At 60.1% G+C, this 16,301-nt stretch carries 13 protein-coding genes; 2 read left to right on the top strand and 11 right to left on the bottom strand.

What is annotated here, in order from left to right; genetic code table 11:
* Positions 1–2 precede the first annotated feature (2 nt).
* The 6 genes from ACP7CZ_RS25450 to ACP7CZ_RS25425 all read right to left on the bottom strand — a co-directional run bounded on the left by ACP7CZ_RS25450 (position 3) and on the right by ACP7CZ_RS25425 (position 7,862).
* Positions 3–1,316 (bottom strand): HlyD family type I secretion periplasmic adaptor subunit, encoded by a 1,314-nt coding sequence (locus ACP7CZ_RS25450; RefSeq protein WP_294195923.1) that lies wholly within the window; start codon positions 1,314–1,316, stop codon positions 3–5.
* Positions 1,313–3,064, bottom strand: a complete 1,752-nt coding sequence (locus ACP7CZ_RS25445) for a type I secretion system permease/ATPase (protein ID WP_294195922.1) — start codon at positions 3,062–3,064, stop codon at positions 1,313–1,315. Before ACP7CZ_RS25445 ends, ACP7CZ_RS25450 begins: the two co-directional genes overlap by 4 nt.
* 100 nt (positions 3,065–3,164) lie before the next feature.
* Entirely contained in the window at positions 3,165–3,533 is a 369-nt protein-coding gene (locus ACP7CZ_RS25440) for an AprI/Inh family metalloprotease inhibitor (protein ID WP_054922201.1), read from the bottom strand.
* Between the two features lie 48 nt (positions 3,534–3,581).
* The gene (locus ACP7CZ_RS25435; protein WP_054922198.1) at positions 3,582–5,015 is read right to left on the bottom strand and encodes a serralysin family metalloprotease; all 1,434 of its coding nucleotides are present in this window, start codon (positions 5,013–5,015) and stop codon (positions 3,582–3,584) included.
* 369 nt (positions 5,016–5,384) lie between these two features.
* The gene (locus ACP7CZ_RS25430; protein ID WP_054922195.1) at positions 5,385–6,488 is read right to left on the bottom strand and encodes a P1 family peptidase; all 1,104 of its coding nucleotides are present in this window, start codon (positions 6,486–6,488) and stop codon (positions 5,385–5,387) included.
* A gap of 9 nt (positions 6,489–6,497) precedes the next feature.
* Positions 6,498–7,862, bottom strand: coding sequence for an APC family permease (locus tag ACP7CZ_RS25425; protein ID WP_089041650.1), 1,365 nt, complete (start codon positions 7,860–7,862; stop codon positions 6,498–6,500).
* A 199-nt stretch (positions 7,863–8,061) separates the two neighbouring features.
* Between ACP7CZ_RS25425 and ACP7CZ_RS25420 the strand changes: the two genes are divergently transcribed.
* The gene (locus tag ACP7CZ_RS25420; protein ID WP_054898104.1) at positions 8,062–8,847 is read left to right on the top strand and encodes a helix-turn-helix transcriptional regulator; all 786 of its coding nucleotides are present in this window, start codon (positions 8,062–8,064) and stop codon (positions 8,845–8,847) included.
* Between the two features lie 34 nt (positions 8,848–8,881).
* Here the strand turns inward: ACP7CZ_RS25420 and ACP7CZ_RS25415 are convergent, their stop codons facing one another.
* From ACP7CZ_RS25415 to ACP7CZ_RS25400, 4 genes are read right to left on the bottom strand one after another with little or no spacing between them, the layout of a single operon-like run.
* Positions 8,882–9,961, bottom strand: coding sequence for a polyamine ABC transporter substrate-binding protein (locus ACP7CZ_RS25415; protein WP_198791620.1), 1,080 nt, complete (start codon positions 9,959–9,961; stop codon positions 8,882–8,884).
* A gap of 60 nt (positions 9,962–10,021) precedes the next feature.
* Entirely contained in the window at positions 10,022–10,363 is a 342-nt protein-coding gene (locus ACP7CZ_RS25410) for a cupin domain-containing protein (RefSeq protein WP_034127701.1), read from the bottom strand.
* 26 nt (positions 10,364–10,389) lie between these two features.
* Positions 10,390–11,796 carry an NAD(P)/FAD-dependent oxidoreductase gene (locus ACP7CZ_RS25405; RefSeq protein WP_034127702.1) on the bottom strand — a complete coding sequence of 469 codons (1,407 nt, stop codon included), beginning with the start codon at positions 11,794–11,796 and terminating at the stop codon, positions 10,390–10,392.
* A 49-nt stretch (positions 11,797–11,845) separates the two neighbouring features.
* Positions 11,846–12,655 (bottom strand): helix-turn-helix transcriptional regulator, encoded by an 810-nt coding sequence (locus ACP7CZ_RS25400; protein WP_034127703.1) that lies wholly within the window; start codon positions 12,653–12,655, stop codon positions 11,846–11,848.
* 257 nt (positions 12,656–12,912) lie between these two features.
* Between ACP7CZ_RS25400 and ACP7CZ_RS25395 the strand changes: the two genes are divergently transcribed.
* A complete protein-coding gene (locus tag ACP7CZ_RS25395) occupies positions 12,913–13,185 on the top strand; it encodes a DUF1652 domain-containing protein (RefSeq protein ID WP_127882153.1) in 273 nt (90 codons plus the stop codon).
* Between the two features lie 469 nt (positions 13,186–13,654).
* Here ACP7CZ_RS25395 and ACP7CZ_RS25390 read toward each other — a convergent pair whose 3' ends face one another.
* A complete protein-coding gene (locus tag ACP7CZ_RS25390) occupies positions 13,655–16,117 on the bottom strand; it encodes a UvrD-helicase domain-containing protein (RefSeq protein WP_294165712.1) in 2,463 nt (820 codons plus the stop codon).
* Between the last annotated feature and the right edge of the window lie 184 nt (positions 16,118–16,301).

The following is a 16,301-nucleotide window of genomic DNA, read 5'->3' as shown; positions in this document are numbered from 1 at the left end:
GCTCATTCCTCGGTCAACGCGGAGCCGGCACGGTCCAGCAGCGGCTTGAACAGGTAATTGAGCAAGGAACGCTCGCCAGTACGCACGAACATCTCGGCGGGCATGCCGGGCTTGATCACCAGGCCGTTGAGTTTTTCCATGGCCGCTTCGCTGACGCTGGTGCGCAGCACGTAATACGGCGCCCCGGTTTTTTCATCGAGCATCTGGTCGGCGGAGATCAGGCTGACTTCGCCCGGCACCCGTGGCGTGCGGCTCTGGTTGAAGGCGGTGAAGAGGATGTCGACCGGCAAGTGCGTGCCGACCTTGTCCACCAAATGCACCGGCAGGTGCCCTTCCACTTCCAGGCGTGTGCCCTGGGGCACGATCTCCAGCAGGGTTTCACCGGCACGCACCACGGCGCCTTCGGTATGCACGCTGAGGTTGACCGCAATGCCATCGGCCGGCGCGCTGATTTCGCTGTGTTGCAGATTGAAGCCGGCGGAGGTCAGTTGTTGCTCAAGGGTCAGGGCGCGCAGTTGCGCGTCGGCCAGTTGGCTGCGCACTTCCTTCTGATACTCCTCGCCGTGCTGCTGCAATTTGAGCCGCGACTCGACAATGCCCTGCTCTATCCGGCCGCTTTCCCCGGCGTTTTGCGCCAGGTCCTGCTGCACCTGGGACAACTGGCGCTGGTAGTCCATCAGGCGGTTGCGCGGGATATAGCCGTTGTCGGCCAAAGGTTGCAGATTGCTCAGTTGCGCGCGCAGGGATTGGGCCTGGGCGGTCAAGTCACTGCGGGCACGGCGCATACCGCTCAACTGCGAGGTAGCCCCCTCGATGCTGGCGCGGATCCCGGCTTGTTCACGGGCAAACGCGTCGCGACGACTGCTGAACAACTGGCGCTGACCTTCCAGCACCAGCATCAGGGCCGAATCGGGATTGGCGCTCAGCTCAGCAGGAAAGGTAATACCGGGCAGGTTGTCACGCTCGCTCTGCCAGCGCGCCACGCTGGCCCAGGCCATGCGGTACTGGGCTTGCAGCGATTGCACATCGGCCTGGTTCTGGGTCTGGTCAAGACGGAACAGCGGCTGGCCTTGCTTGACCAGTTCGCCCTCTTTTACCAGGATGCGGCTGACCACACCGGGGCTGAAGGTTTGTACCGCCTTGCGCTTGCCCGACACCACCACGGTGCCTTGTACCGGGATGCCCTGGTCCAACGGTGCAAGGCTGGCCCAGAGGAAAAACCCACCGGCACCGACAACGGTCATCACCCAGCCCATTTTTACGAAAAAGCCGGCATCGCGTTCTTTGATTTGAGGTTCAACGGTAAGGCTGCTCATGCGCCTGGATTCCTTCCGGCCTGGTACTGACGACTGAAACTGACACCGGTTTTTTCTTTCGGCGCTTCCTGCTGCCCGGACAACGCCCGCAGCACCTCTTGGCTGGGCCCGAACGCTTGCAGTTGGCCTTCGCCGAGCACTAGCAACTTATCGGCCTGGGCCAATGCCGAGGAACGATGGGTGACCAGCACCACGCTGCTGCCCTGGGCTTTCATCTGCATGATGGCGCTGGCCAATGCGGCTTCGCCGACGGTGTCGAGGTTGGAGTTGGGTTCGTCCAGCACGATTAGCCGCGGCCCGCCGTACAGGGCGCGAGCCAGGGCGACCCGCTGTTTCTGGCCGCCGGACAAGCCACCGCCGTTGTCGCCCAGCACGGTGTCGTAGCCCTGGGGCAGGCGCAGGATCAGCTCATGCACACCGGCCTGTTGCGCGGCCTTGACCACCAGCTCCGGGTCGGCCTCGCGAAAGCGCGCGATGTTGTCGGCGATGCTACCGCTGAACAGCTCGATGTCCTGGGGCAAATAGCCGATATGCGGGCCGAGGTCGTCGCGGTTCCAGCGGTGAATATCCGCGCCGTCCAGGCGCACGGTACCGGCCAGGGTCGGCCATACACCCACCAGCACGCGAGCCAGGGTGGACTTGCCGGAGCCCGACGCACCCAGCACGCCCAGCACTTCACCGGCAGCCAGGTTGAAGCTGACCTGATGCAGGGTCGCCATGCGTCGCCCCGGCGGGCCGGCGCTGACCTGCTCGAAACTGACCTGGCCGTGGGGCGCAGGCAAAGCCATGTGCTCGACCTCTGGCGGGAATTCGCGCAGCAGTTCGTCGAGGCGCTGGTAGGCCAGCTTGGCCGAGCTCCATTGCTTCCACACTGCAATCAATTGGTCGATGGGGCTGAGTACGCGGCCCATCAAGATGGAGCCTGCGATCATCATGCCGGCGGTCATGTCGCCCTTGATCACCAGGTAGGCGCCCAGGCCCAGCACCAAGGATTGCAGGCACAGGCGCAGGTATTTGCTCAACGAGGTGATGATCGAACCGGTGTCGCTAGCCTTGTTCTGCAAACCCAGGAACTGCGAATGCACGCCAAACCAGCGTTGGCGCAGCGCACCAAGCATGCCCATGGCCTGGATGGTTTCGGCGTTGTGCAAATGGCTGGTGGCCAGTTGGGTCGACTGCTGCGAAAAACCGCTGGCCTCGCCCAATGGCTTTTTGGTCAGGTATTCGTTAAGGCACGCCAGGCCAATCAACAGTACCGCGCCGGCCGTGGCCAGCACGCCGAGCCACACGTTGAACAGGAAAATCACGAACAGGTAGATCGGGAACCATGGCGCATCAAAAAATGCGAACAGCGCAGGCCCCGTGATGAATTGGCGCAAAGCAGTCAGGTCGCCCAAGGATTGCCCGGCATGCCCCTGGCCACGCTGCAAGTTGCGCTCGAAGGCGGCCTTGTACACGCGCAAGTTGAAACGTCGCTCCAACTGGCTGCCAATGCGGATCACGATGAAGCTGCGCACCACTTCCAGCAGGCCGATAAACGCAAAGAAGCCCACGACCATCAGCGTCAACATCACCAGGGTGGTTTCATTCTGGGAGGACAGCACACGGTCATACACTTGCAGCATGTAAATCGAGGGCACCAGCATTAATAGGTTAATCAATGCCGTGAAACAGCCAACGCTGATCAAAATACTTTTGTATTCACCCAGCGCCCTGAATAAGGGCGCCACCCCATGGGACTTCGCCATATTAATTGTTTTTCCTTGCAGCGAATTACGCAAAAGGGTCACCCCTACCGAGTAGGGTACGGCCGCCTAACAAATCGAGTTATATGCTTATAACTTTTAATTAAAGTTTTCGTTGCAGCGTTACAACTTCGCCTGCTTTAGTGCGGGCTTGATAGTCGCCCTCTTTCTGGCGATTCAAATGCGTGATCCCCGAGCCTTCAGCGTTAAACAGCCAAATACCATCCGGCGTGGGTGACCATGTCTGCGGCTTGTCGCCCAGCCATTGCTCGGCACAGGCGATATCGCCTTCCAAGACGTTGGCTTGCTCCACTAACTTGAGCGCGCACACCTGATCCTGCTGCTTCAGTTCCCACTGCCCGGCAAGCTGCGCGGAAGTGGGTAATACAAGACTGCTAGCCATTGCGTGGGCTCCTGCCGACACGAACAACACCTGCACAACACAGGCGATCAAATGGGAAAAACGTGGCATATCCAACTCCAGCCTGGAGCGCGGCGCCGAAGCGCCGCGCGCTTTACATCAGGCTACGATGTCACTGGCAGCCGCCTGGCCAACGGTGGTGACGAGGAAATCCGCCACGCCGTGCCCGGAGAAGTCCACCGCCAAGGTGCCCAGGTTGGTACCTGAGGCATAGGTCAGTACAGCATCGCCGGCATGCCCGGTAAATGCGTTGACGAAGGTCACGCCCGCACCCTTGGTGATACCAGACAGGTCGATCTTGTCCGAACCGGAGGTGAAGTCGAAGATCTTGTCCGCAGCCCCTGGCTTGGAGTCGGAACTGGCACCGTACACGAAAGTGTCGCTGCCAGCGCCGCCCCACAGCTGGTCCGCACCGCCGCCGCCGTAGATGAGGTCGTTGCCGGCCCCGCCCTTGATGGTGTTGGCGACCTGGTTACCAATGATCAGGTCGTTACCCGAACCGCCGAACGCGTTCTCGATGGTGACGCCCTTGGCGATGGACACGTTGCCCACCAGGCCGCCCACATCAGAGAACGAGGTGGCAGTGAGGTTGATCTTCTGGTTCTGGGTGAAACCGGAGAAGTCCAGGGTGTCGTTGCCACCACCGTCCCATACCGAAAACACCAGCTTGTCGGCATTGGACGTGGCGCTGAGGAAATCACGCCCGGTGTTGGAGTTGAACCCGTAGGTGGTGTCCGTGGCGCGGGTGCTGAGGTTGGCACCGTAGAGCTTCTGGATCGCCGCAATGTCGTCGATCAGCGGGCCGGAAGCGTAAGCCTCGACGCCGCCCTTGCTGAAGTTCTGGTTGGTGTTGCTCTCGCTCCAGTAACTCATGAGGCTATAGCCACGCGTGTCCTGTCCATAGGTTGCGTCGTTATAGGTCGGGTTGCCGTTCCCGGCGTTGTAGTCGCCAGGGTGAGCCAGGCCCAGGGTGTGGCCGATTTCGTGGGTCAGGGTCTGCCGGCCATAGTTGTTCAGGTCCGGAGTCTTGTTCGGCGTGTAGCTGTTGTTGGTCAGGTACCACGAAGTGCCGTCGTAGCCTGCACCGGTACCGGGCAGGTAAGCGAAGGCCGCGGCGCCGTCCTGGCCGCTGCTGTAGTTGCCGAAGGTCATGTGGCCGTCACCGCCGGAAGCCTTTTCGGTAAAGGTCACGTTGGCAACATCCGCCCAGGATTGCATGGCCAGCGCGGCCTGTGCTTTCTGCTGGGTGTTGAATTGGCTGAACCCCGAGATGCCATGTTTGTTCATGGTGCTCTGGGTAGCCGAGGTGAGGAAGGTGTAGGTCAGATCGATCTTGCCGTTGCCATCAAAGTCCCGGTACGCAGCACCATCCCGCAGCAGCTGGGTCGCTGCCTGGTCCACGGTGTAGGACGGTTTGCCATTGACCGTGAGATTACCGCCACGGTCATACAAATGGCTGAAGCTATCGATTTGCGAGTAAGCAGTGCTGGCTTGCGCGGCAGATACAATAGCCTTGTCTTTTACTTTTGACATAAACGTACTTCCTTGTTTGCAAGTGCATCAGTCTTTGTTCGATAGGAACCTCGCGGGCGAGGATAGTCCTATCACTCACCTCTTTTGAAGGCGTAAGAAAACTGACACAACTTGAAATCTTTCGTCTACATCTATTTCCATCGCACAATTGTGACGCAGGTTGAAGTTGCAGAAGTCCCACGCAGTGTTTATTGGGGGCCGTTGCGTTTATGTGGCCGAATCGGCGCACACCACTATTTAAATATTAAATACAAGTAAAGCCGCTCTAAGCGAACGGCTCACTTGATTAATGGATCCAATATATTGTCACGGTGTCATTAGCAACATTAAAGAGCCACTATTCGCACTATTAAAGTGCGCTGTCCCCCATTACCGGGACATACTCCAGCCACACTGTTGCAGGGCTGCCAAGAGGGTTTCGCCAGCCAGGCCCGGCACCTCGACGCCGTCTTGGGTGGTCATGTCTTCACCTGCCAGAATGGCGTTGATGATCGCCTCCTCCACCGCCTCTGCCGCCGCGCTGAACAGCGGCGAAATATGGTCGTTGTTGACCATCTGCAACCCGGTGCTGAGGGGCAGGTCCTTGCGCCCATAGTCGGCCGGTGGCAAATCACGGTTACCGGTGGCAAACGCCAGGAACAGGTCGCCGCTGGAATCTTCGGTGCCGCCGCCGGTACGCGCGATGCCGATGGACGCGCGCTGCGCCAGGCGCTGGCATTGGTGGGGCAGCAAGGGGGCGTCCGTGGCGATGATCACCACGATGGAGCCCATGCCGGGGGTGCCTCGCTCGGCAAAGGGCGAAGCAATGTCCATCAAGTGACGGCCCACCGGGTAGCCATCGACCCGCAGCTCCTGGCGCTTGCCATGGTTGGCCTGCACCAGTACGCCGACAGTCCAGCCGCCCTGCTCTGCTGGCAACCGCCGTGACGCCGTGCCGATGCCGCCCTTGAACTCGTGGCAAATCATGCCGGTACCACCGCCCACCGCACCTTCCTGCACCGGGCCGCTTTCAGCCTGGTCCAGAGCCTGGCGCACATGCTCTGGGCGCACGTGCTGGCCCCAGATATCGTTGAGCAGGCCATCGTAGGTTTCCATGACCACCGGCATGCACCAGTACACCGCAGGGTCCGCCAGGCGCTCGCGCTCCAGGGCGATCAGGCTGTCGCGCACCACCCCGATACTGTGGGTGTTGGTGATGGCCATCGGCGTGGTCAACAGCCCCGCCTCGCTGATCCACTCAAGGCCCGTGGCGTCGCCGTTACCGTTGAGCACGTGGTAGCCGGCAAAACACGGTTGCTGCCGCGCTTCCCCGGCACGCGGCTGGACCAGCGTGACGCCGGTGCGCACCTGCTTACCGTCCACACAGGCCTTGATCGTCGAGTGACCGACGCGAACCCCGGGAACATCGGTGATGGCATTCAATTCGCCGGGCATGCCCAACCCCAACGTAATGCCCAATTGACGTGCACGCATACCCACTCCTTACAGTTTCTGGAACGCCGGACTCAACCGGCCACTGATGCAATACAAGATCACCGACAGGGCCAGCAAGCCGATGATAATCATGATGTCGCGTACCGAGGCCTCCAGGATCAAGGTGACCAGCAGGTAACCGGCACCCAGTACCGCCAGCAATGCCGGCAGCGGCCATAACGGCATGCGATAGGGATGTTCGCGATCACGCAGCAGCACCCGGCTCATCAGCGCGCTCAGCGCCACTACCAGGTACACCAGCATGATCAGCAGCACGCTGAACGAGGTCAGGTCGGCCAGGTTAGAACTGAAGCTCAACAGCGCCGAGGGTATCGCCAGGAACAGCGTCGCCAGCCACGGCGAGTCCCAGCGCGGGTGAATACGCGTGAACAGCTTGTTGATACTCGGCGTCCACAGCGCATCGCGACCGCTACTGAATACCACGCGGCCAATCTGGATCACGATGGCAACGATGGCGTTGAACACCGACAGGAAAATCCCGGCACTCACCAGCCGCGACAAGGTTTCATTGCCATGACTGGTCAACAGATAGCCGATCGGGTCGGGGCTGCTGATCATCTCGCTCAAGGACGGCGCGCCGATCAACAGCGCGGTGATCGGCACCAACTCGATGACCACCACCAACCCCAACGACCATAGCACCGCCTTGTGCACGCCCTTGCCGCCGCACTTCATGTCTTCGGCCAGCAACACCGCCGGGCCGTAGCCGTTGAACGAGAACAGGCCGATGCCGACGGCGCCGATCACCAAGGCCCAGGGTGCCAGGTGCAACACGCCGTTTTCGACGATCTGCGGCTGCAACAACACACTGGCCGGTTGCACCGGGTTACCGAAGCCGATCACCACAATCACCAGCAACGCCGCCACTTCCAATAGCAGGCAGGTGCCGGTGATCCAGGCGTTGAGCTTGATGTTGAGGATGCCCAGGGCGTAGCTGCACACCACGATCACCAGGGCGACGGTTTGCGAATCGAATGTCGTGCCGAGGGCGTTATTCAGGTAAGTCGCCGCACCGGTCGCCAATACCGGCGGGATAAACAGCAACATCACCAACACCGTCAGGAAGGTGGCGTAACCGGCCATGCCACCAAACACGCGCTTGGCATACACATACTCGCCGCCGGCGCTGTTATGGGCGCGGCCGAGTTCGGCGTAACAGAAGGCGAACATCAACGCGAGCAACGCCGCCATCACAAACGCCAGGAACACGCCACTGCCCGCCTGCTGGATGGCAAACGGGGCGATCACGAAGACGGAACTGGCCGGCGTTACCGCTGAAACGGTAATCGCCACGACATCAAAGACGCTCAGGGTGGGCTTGAGCACGCCATCGGGCGCGGGGGTGGCACTCATATCGTTATCCTCTGTCGTTGTTTTTGGTGTGAGGCAGAAACGAAAAATGATTGTTCCTCGGGATATGCTTCCCGTTGGACAGTGTCGACGTTATCGGCTGGTGGGGCTGCCGGCCAATTCCCCTATTGGCGTACTCCCCTTGACGGTGCCCAGCAGAAGCCTAACCCTTGGCCGATCATTTGAGGGTGGGGATGTTGAGATGAGCCTGTTCCGGGAAATCGGTATGCACGCGGGGTTGGGCCGCACCCTGTCACAGATCGGCACCGAGCGGTTCTGGAAGCAACTGGTACTGTTATTGCATCAGTGCCTGCCCTTCGATAATGCCCTGGCGATTTTCTACCCGCTGGATGGCCCGCCCCAGGCCCTGGAGGAGTACGACGCCCAACCCAGCAGCAAGCCGGCGTCGATGCTGGTGTACCTCAACGGCCTGTACCTGCTCGACCCGTTTTACCAGGCTTGCCGCGAAAACTATGCCAGCGGCGTATACCGCCTGGAGGAAGTGGCGCCGGACCATTTTCGCCAGAGTGAGTACTTCCTCAATTACTTCCACGACAATGTGCTGGAAGACGAAGTGCAAGTGATCCTGCAACTGCCCGGCGTGGGCACGCTGTCGCTGTCGCTGGGCATGCAGCGGCGCTTCAGCTTCGAAGAAACCGGGCTGTTGACCACGCTGTCGGCGTGGGTGTTGCCGCTCATGCACCAGCATTGGCAGCAAAGCACCCAGCGGGCACCGGCCATGGACAGCCAGATTCGCGATGCCCTGAGTCATTTCGGCAGCGGTGTGCTGTCGGACCGCGAGCTGGAAATCGCCCGGCTGGTGTTGCGTGGGTTCTCCTCCAAGGCCATGGCCGAACGCTTGAAGATCTCGCCGGACACCGTAAAAGTGCACCGCAGGCATCTGTACGCCAAGCTGGACATTTCGTCGCAGCCCGAGTTGTTTTCACTATTCATCCAGTCATTGGGGCATGACCTGGAGAACCCATAAACCTCATTCGAGCTGAAAGCGTGGTTGGCGCCTGTCAACGCCCCGTCCGTATGGTATTCCATACCCGAGTACGCACCCGGTCGATATTCAACGGCATGGCTTGCAGTGCAAACAGCTTGCCCATCATCTCCGGGCTCGGATACACCTTGGTGTCGGCCTTGATCGCCGGGTCTACCAGGCTGTCGGCCGCCGCGTTGCCGTTAGCGTAGTGCACGTAGTTGGTGACACTCGCCATCACGTCGGGGCGCAGCAGATAGTTCATGAAGGCATAGCCGGCTTTCTCATCCGGCGCGTCGGCGGGCATGGCGACCATGTCAAACCAGATCGCCGCGCCTTCCTTGGGAATGTTGTAGCCGATATTCACGCCGTTCCCGGCTTCCTTGGCGCGGCTTTCGGCCTGCAGGATGTCGCCGGAGAAACCGACGGCTACACAGATATCGCCATTGGCCAGATCGGCGGTGTATTTCGAGGAATGAAAATACGCCACGTAAGGCCGCACTTGCATCAGCAGGGCTTCGGCCTTCTTGTAGTCCTCGGCTTTTTTGCTGTGGTGCGGCAAGCCCAGGTAATTGAGCGCGGCTGGCAGCAGTTCGGGGCCGTTGTCGAGGATGGCGACCCCGCACTTTTGCAGCTTGGCCATGTTTTCCGGCTTGAAGATCAAGTCCCAGGAGTCCACCGGGGCGTCGTCGCCGAGTACCGCCTTGACCTTGTCGATGTTGTAGCCAATGCCGGTGCTGCCCCACAGGTACGGAAAGCCGTGAGCATTGCCAGGGTCATTGTTTTCCACGGCCTTGAGCAGCACCGGGTTGAGATTTTTCCAGTTGGGCAGTTGGCTCTTGTCGAGCTTTTTAAGGGCGCCGCCCTGGATCTGCCGCGCCATGAAATGGTTGGAGGGAAACACCACGTCGTAGCCCGACTTACCGGTCATCAGCTTGCCGTCGAGGGTTTCGTTGCTGTCGTACAGGTCATAGGTGAAACCGATGCCGGTGTCTTTCTGGAAGTTCCTGGTGGTATCCGGTGCGATGTAGTCCGACCAGTTATAGATCTTCACGGTCTCGGCGGCCTGGCTGATAGTAGCCAGCAACATCAAGGGCAACAGGGCAATGGCTTTCATGGTTCGATTTCCTGGCGGTTTTAGGGCTGTTTTTATGGCAGGCGATCAAGGATCAAAGCGTTACAGAATCAGGACGTAGGTCTTGCGCACGGTTTCCTGGATATCCCAGATACCGGTGCTATTGGCTGGCAACATCAGTGCGTCACCGGCTTGTATGTGCAGGGTTTCCCCGTTGTCGGGCGTGAAGGTGCAGCGCCCTTGGATGAAATGGCAAAACTCCTGGGACTTGATCTGTCGACGCCAGCGCCCCGGGGTGCAGGCCCAGATGCCGGTCTCGACCCCGTCGTTGCGCTCCACGCTCAGGGTCGAGGCCACGGCGATGGGCGCGCCCAGGGGCACCGCCACCGGTGATGAATCTGGCAGAGCGGTGTTCAGCGTGTCTTTGAATTGCGTAATGCTCATGGGTTTTCCCCTGTGGGTGGAACGAGTCAGTGCATGAAGCCTTCCATGAAACCGGCAACGCCGGTTGCCAGCTTGCGGCGCCAGGGGGGGGTGTTGGGGTTGGCCAACACCTGGTCTTCATGGACAAAACTGCGAATGATCGCGTTGTAACCCAGCCAGCGGCACGGCTCCGGCTCCCAGGCCTTGAGCGCCTGGAGTCCGCCTTCGCGAATCACCCAGGGTTGTCGGGTCAACGGGGTGTCGCGGCCCAGGATCAAGTCGGCCAGGGTGCGGCCGCCGAGGTTGGTGGCGCCCACGCCCTCCCCGCCATAACCGCCGGACAGTGCGATGCCAGTGGCGTGGTCACAGAGCATGTGCGGACGAAAACGGCGCGACATGCCCAGGTTGCCGCCCCAGGAGTGGGTAATCCTGGCCTTTTTCAGCTGTGGGAAGAGTTCACCAAACAGGTAGCGACGCAACTCTACTTCGCTGTCCGTCAGGTCGAAGTTGTGCCGTAACTTGCCGGCAAATTGATAGCCACCACGGGCGCCGAACACCAGGCGATTGTCGGCCGTACGCTGGCCGTAGGTGACTTGTCGGCTGCTCTCGCCAAAGGCCTGGCCCTGGCTGAGCCCGATGCCCTCCCAGGTGCTGGCCGGCAGCGGTTCGGTGGCGACAATCAAGCTCTGCACCGGTAACTGGTAGCGGCCCAACGGCGGCAAGGTATTGGCGTAACCCTCGACAGCAGGCACCACCCAGGCGGCGCGCACGCAGGCCTTGGCAGTGCGCAGGCTGCCGGACTGCCAATGGGTCACGGGGCTGTTTTCGTAAATGGTCACGCCCAGGCTTTCAACCGCCCGCGCCAGGCCACGCACCAGCTTCGCTGGGTTGATCGTCGCGACGTGGGGGGCATAGATGCCGCCATAAGGCTTGGCAATGCGGACCTGCTCGGCCAATTGCTGCGGGCTGAGCCAGCGGTAGTCGTCTTCGGTGAGGCCCTGGGCGTACAGCTTGTCCAGATAGCGGCGCAGGCTGCCTTCCTGCTCGGGGTAGCGTGCGGCGCAATACAAGGCGCCGCCTTTGCGGTAGTCGCAGTCAATGCCTTCGCGGACCAGCACCTGTGCCACTTCATCAGGAATGCCATGCAAGAGGTCAAACGAAGCGCGACGCTGCTGGGGGGCAAGCTCAGCCAGCAGACGGTCTTCTCCCAAGAGGTTGCCCATCAACCAGCCACCATTGCGCCCGGATGCGCCGAAACCGGCCGTTTGCGCCTCGATGATTGCAATTTTCAGCTCAGGGGCCTGGCGCTTCAGGTAATAGGCGGTCCACAGGCCGGTATAGCCGGCGCCGATAATCGCCACATTGACGTCCAGGTCGTGCTCCAGCGACGGGCGCGCTACCAGCGGGTCGTCCAACTGGTCCATCCATAAACTGATACTGCGCCATGCCGGCATGCCAGGTTCCCCTACCTCGGTTCGATAGGGCCGATCCTAGAGTGCAGCGTCAGGGGCTGTCTTGCGCGCGTGCACGCACAGAAATTTGTTTGAGGTACGCCTTGGGCGATTGCCCGGTGTGCTGGCGAAAAGCGCTGTAGAACGCCGAGAGTGAATTGAAACCGGCGGCAAAGGCCAACTCATCGACTTTGACCGGCGCGGTGGCGTGGTCCAGCGCGGCCAGTACATGCTGGAGTCGCGCCTGGTTGACGTAGCGATAGAAGCTCTGCCCCAGCACCTGGTTCAGCAGGTAGGACATCTGGTTGCGACTGTAGCCACAGGCCTTGGCGACCCGCTGCAGGTCCAAGTCCGGGTCCAGGTACGGCTGCTGACGCTCGAAATATTGTTGCAGGTCATTGGCCATATAACCCAACTGCTGGGGCGACAAACCCAGGCGGCTGACCGTGGTACGCAGCGCCTGGGTCGGTTGCTCGTGCACCAGGGACGCATATTCATGCACCCGCCAGATCAACCCGTCGCGCACCGTAATGGCCTCACTGGTACGAAACGACACCAGGCCCTGGCCGCCACGCAAGGTAATGCGGTACTGGATAAACGCGGTATCGCCATCGGCGCGGATGCGATCAGTGTGCTCAATCGCTTCATCTGCCTCACGGGGCATGCTGGCCTGCAAGTACTCGCGCAACTCGGCATAGCCCACCACACGGTTCTGGAAGAAATCGTGGTACTGGATCTCGGGGTGGTAGTAAGCCATCACCCCGTCCAGATCGCGATGTCGCCAGCACAGGTGATGGCGCAGCACCAGCGCGCCGGTAGCGTGGGAATTGTGACACTCATCGTCTGGAGCGATGTCGGACATATCGGGCTCTACGGCGGGGAAAATTTTTGAGAATGCCGAAGTTTACCCTTGCCTTCAATGGTCAGATTGAGCGTCTGACTAATGGCCTTTTGCCTATTCCTTTGTAGGACATGATCTATATCAAAACCAGGCGAAAGAACCGCCGAACGGGCCGAAAAAAGTCACCTTGCAGTTGCGAACGAATGCTATTTTTAAGCCCTTAGCTGTCATGACCAGTGAAGGTCCTGGCCCCTGCCGCGAGCTAAAGGAAGCGCTCAATGAACAAGGTGGGCAACATGAACAAAGTGACATTTCCCAACGCCTGCCAGCTGATGCGCTGGCATTTTCACCCGATGGGCTTCGAGGGCAGCATGGACGCCCCCGGCAGCATGATCGCCCGCCTGTTCGACCGGGCCAGCGGCGAGACATTGATCGCCATCGCGGGGATCCCTTGCGCTACGGTGATGAACGCGACTGATGTGGAGCGCATCATCGAGGCAGTGGAGGATGAATTGGAGAGTTTCGTGCCGCCGGTTTCGTTGCGGGCGTGAGGCGGCAATAGCGTAATAACGCCCACTTTGACGGTAACCACGATGCGAAGCGAGCCGCTCTTGGTCTTGATCTTGATCTGCTTTTGATCTTGATCTCAGGCGCCCCGTTAAACCACGCTGGCCGAACGCAGGCTTGAATTCGTGGGTAACCCGGCAGGACGCCGGGTTAGCCGCCCCGCGCCATGGATGGCGCGTGGCGGCGGCCCACGGATTCAGGCCTGCGTTCGGGCACACCGAGCCTAGGCGAGGTGCCGAGTGGTGGGGCGAAGGCCTTTTGGTTACTTTTGGGCTTTTACAAAAGTGACCCGCTGTAAGAGCGGAACCCTAAGTGGCCGTTACCGCAGGAATGGATATGTACACAATCCAATTGTGCTGACTGTCAGGCCGCAATCGCAGGCAAGCCAGCTCCCACATGTTCGACCCCGTGTTGTCAGGTAGAGACGCGTCGGCGTCGGGCCTTCATCGAAGGTCAGCCAGCCCCCTTCACTGCACGCTGATCATCAAAAAACACCTTCCTGCCATCCACCCGCTCAGACGCCCTGGGCACATTCACACCCTGGCCTTCCGGCTTTTCCACATACCAATAACAATGGCTGACCGCTCGAGTAATCCCCACATAGGCCAGTCGCAACACTTCGTCTCTCTGGGCATTGTCATAAGGCTCGCTGTCGCCATCCTTACCCAAGCCCGCCATGCGATACACCTGGTTCTTGTACGGCGAGCTGGTGACATGCTGACAATCGCCCAGCAAAAATACCGCGTCCGCCTGCAGCCCCTTGGCACTGTGATACGTCAGCTGTTTCAACCTACGCGCCTGAGGCGCCAAGCTAGAATCCACATTAATGACAGACTGAATATGCTCTCTAATCAATAACTTATCGCTACTTCTTCGATAAAGCATCAGGATCGAATCGCCCCGCTGATAATGCTCCAGCAACCGCTGCGCCAGTGCCGCGTCGTCACGTTCCAACACCGTGACGGGCACCAGCGTCTTGGGCTCGCCGCTGGCCCTGGCCTTTTTGCCCGGGATGGCCGGCGCGCTACGGACGATATGTTCGGCAGCGTCGATGATGTGCTGGTGGCTACGGTAGTTCTCCCCCAGCATCACGCGGGTGGTGCTGGGCGAAACGAACTCCTTGTTGAACTCCATAAAGTACTTGGGCGAACTGCCACGCCAGCCGTAGATGGATTGCCAGTCGTCCCCTACGCACAGCAACGATGAGCGTTGCGCACCTCGCCCGACGTGCATGGCCGGCCCGCGGCTGCGGATTTCCCGCAGGCTGGCGCGGATCCAGGACACGATCTGCGGCGATACGTCCTGGAATTCATCGATCATCAGGTGCGACATCGGCCGCAGCAAGGGATCACTCAGCAGCTTGAGGTTCTCAGGGGTGTTTTCACCAAACAGGGAAAACATCCGGTTGTAGGTCATGATCGGCGGCGACTGCTCCAACAGGTGATCTTCCAGGGCCTTCCAGAAGATGCTCAGGGCCTCGAAGAACAGCCGGTCCGGGTCGTCCTTGGCGAAGCTCATCTGGCCAACCGCCGTAGGCACATCCAGGCCGAGGTTCTCGATAAACCCGGCCGCCATGACAAAACTGTCCAACAGGGGGGCCGAAGCGAGTTCACCTTTGACCTTGTAATCAAAGCCCGGCCCGGCCGTGGCATCGCCACCCAGGCTGCTCAAAAGACGCTTTGAAGATTCGTAATTATCCAGCCATATCAGTGGCTTATTACAGAAAGCTTGAAACAACGTGCGCTTTACCGCCCATTCCGCGCGCACCGAGAGTTTCGAGTTCGGCCGACTGATTTGAGAATTTTCGCGCCCATCGAACCCGAGCACCACCCAGGCATCCAGCTCCCGGATGTAGCCGTGGCAATGAAATTGCCCGCCGTTGATTTCAAAGGTCTGACGGCTGGGTTCGATGCCCTTGATCGGCCAGGCACCGGCGCGAAACCATAGGTCTTCGATCACATCACAGAGTTCTTCATCGCGCTTGGCCGCCAATTCAGTCACGGCCATGCGCTTTTGCACGTCCGGATGATCGCGTTCTAGCTCTTTGAGCTGGAGACCATGACGGGCCAAGGGGGCAATCAACTCGCGAAAACGCTGATGGCGACCATACAAGCGGTGATAACAAGCGTTCATCTGCTGCCGCTGGGCGTCACTGATACGCAGGTCGAAGGCGTTGCTGTCGGCGTCTTCAAAACCATCGCTGAGGTTCTCAAAAGCCTGCAGCCGTTCAAAGCCCGGCAGGCTGCGCACCATGGGCAGGATGCGCGAGTGAAAGGTGCGCACCACCGCCTGGGCTTCCTTGCTGCCAAGGGGTTGGCCCCACAGGCTGAGAATTTCCATGAGTTTGTTGATGAAGTCCTTGCGCGACTCGCGGGTGAACGTCACCACCGTCATCGAACTCAGTTCAAAGCCCAGGTAATGGCTGAGCAGCAGGATGCGCAGCACCAAGGACGTCGACTTGCCGGCGCCAGCACCCGCAATCACCGAGGTCGAGGGGGTGTCGCTGAAAATCATCTTCCATTGCGCCGCGCTTGGCTGCGCATGGGCTGGCAGCAGGCGCGCGACATCGGCCTTCATGCGCTTCTTCACCTCCGCGGTGAGCGGCAATCGCCAGTCGTCGAACAGGCTGTCATCTATGCTTGGTGCGCTGTGCTCATCAGGGCGAAAGTCACGAATCAGCAGGACTTGCCGGCCTTCCTCGATGCCATCAGCTTTACCCTCGCGGTAACCGTATTCAACGCCCGCCTCATGCCCACTGCGAAAACCGTCGGCCTGGCCATGTAACCAGGAAAACCTGTGCTGCGCGCGCAAACGGGTGAGGCCATGGCCGAACAGGCGCGCAGCCAGCCGTTTCAGCAGCGGCATTTCAGCCAAGGGGCGCAGTTCGGGGGGCAGATCAGGCTGTTGTTGCGACACGCGGACTCCTGCGGTGAGCTTGTTTTGACCAAGGCGCCATGGTCGCCGGAAACGCCGCTCAGTTCCAGCCAATTGCTTTGCTGTCATGCAGTTAGGCGATGAAGTGAAAGTGAACACCGGGAATAATCATCGAAAAAACGGATCATAAACCGGCATTTTTTACGCTTTTTATCGATCATGCGCT

Origin of the sequence: Pseudomonas sp. DWP2-2, assembly GCF_049897065.1 — a bacterium.
In the GTDB taxonomy this organism is placed as follows: Bacteria; Pseudomonadota; Gammaproteobacteria; order Pseudomonadales; family Pseudomonadaceae; genus Aquipseudomonas; species Aquipseudomonas paracarnis.
This window is presented reverse-complemented; position numbering and strand designations above follow the sequence as displayed.

Excerpts from the sequence above, each read along its gene's own strand:
- ACP7CZ_RS25450 (WP_294195923.1), bottom strand. The coding sequence starts at position 1,316 with ATGAGCAGCCTTACCGTTGAACCTCAAATCAAAGAACGCGATGCCGGC.
- ACP7CZ_RS25445 (WP_294195922.1), bottom strand. The coding sequence starts at position 3,064 with ATGGCGAAGTCCCATGGGGTGGCGCCCTTATTCAGGGCGCTGGGTGAA.
- ACP7CZ_RS25440 (WP_054922201.1), bottom strand. The coding sequence starts at position 3,533 with ATGCCACGTTTTTCCCATTTGATCGCCTGTGTTGTGCAGGTGTTGTTC.
- ACP7CZ_RS25435 (WP_054922198.1), bottom strand. The coding sequence starts at position 5,015 with ATGTCAAAAGTAAAAGACAAGGCTATTGTATCTGCCGCGCAAGCCAGC.
- ACP7CZ_RS25430 (WP_054922195.1), bottom strand. The coding sequence starts at position 6,488 with ATGCGTGCACGTCAATTGGGCATTACGTTGGGGTTGGGCATGCCCGGC.
- ACP7CZ_RS25425 (WP_089041650.1), bottom strand. The coding sequence starts at position 7,862 with ATGAGTGCCACCCCCGCGCCCGATGGCGTGCTCAAGCCCACCCTGAGC.
- ACP7CZ_RS25420 (WP_054898104.1), top strand. The coding sequence starts at position 8,062 with ATGAGCCTGTTCCGGGAAATCGGTATGCACGCGGGGTTGGGCCGCACC.
- ACP7CZ_RS25415 (WP_198791620.1), bottom strand. The coding sequence starts at position 9,961 with ATGAAAGCCATTGCCCTGTTGCCCTTGATGTTGCTGGCTACTATCAGC.
- ACP7CZ_RS25410 (WP_034127701.1), bottom strand. The coding sequence starts at position 10,363 with ATGAGCATTACGCAATTCAAAGACACGCTGAACACCGCTCTGCCAGAT.
- ACP7CZ_RS25405 (WP_034127702.1), bottom strand. The coding sequence starts at position 11,796 with ATGCCGGCATGGCGCAGTATCAGTTTATGGATGGACCAGTTGGACGAC.
- ACP7CZ_RS25400 (WP_034127703.1), bottom strand. The coding sequence starts at position 12,655 with ATGTCCGACATCGCTCCAGACGATGAGTGTCACAATTCCCACGCTACC.
- ACP7CZ_RS25395 (WP_127882153.1), top strand. The coding sequence starts at position 12,913 with ATGAACAAGGTGGGCAACATGAACAAAGTGACATTTCCCAACGCCTGC.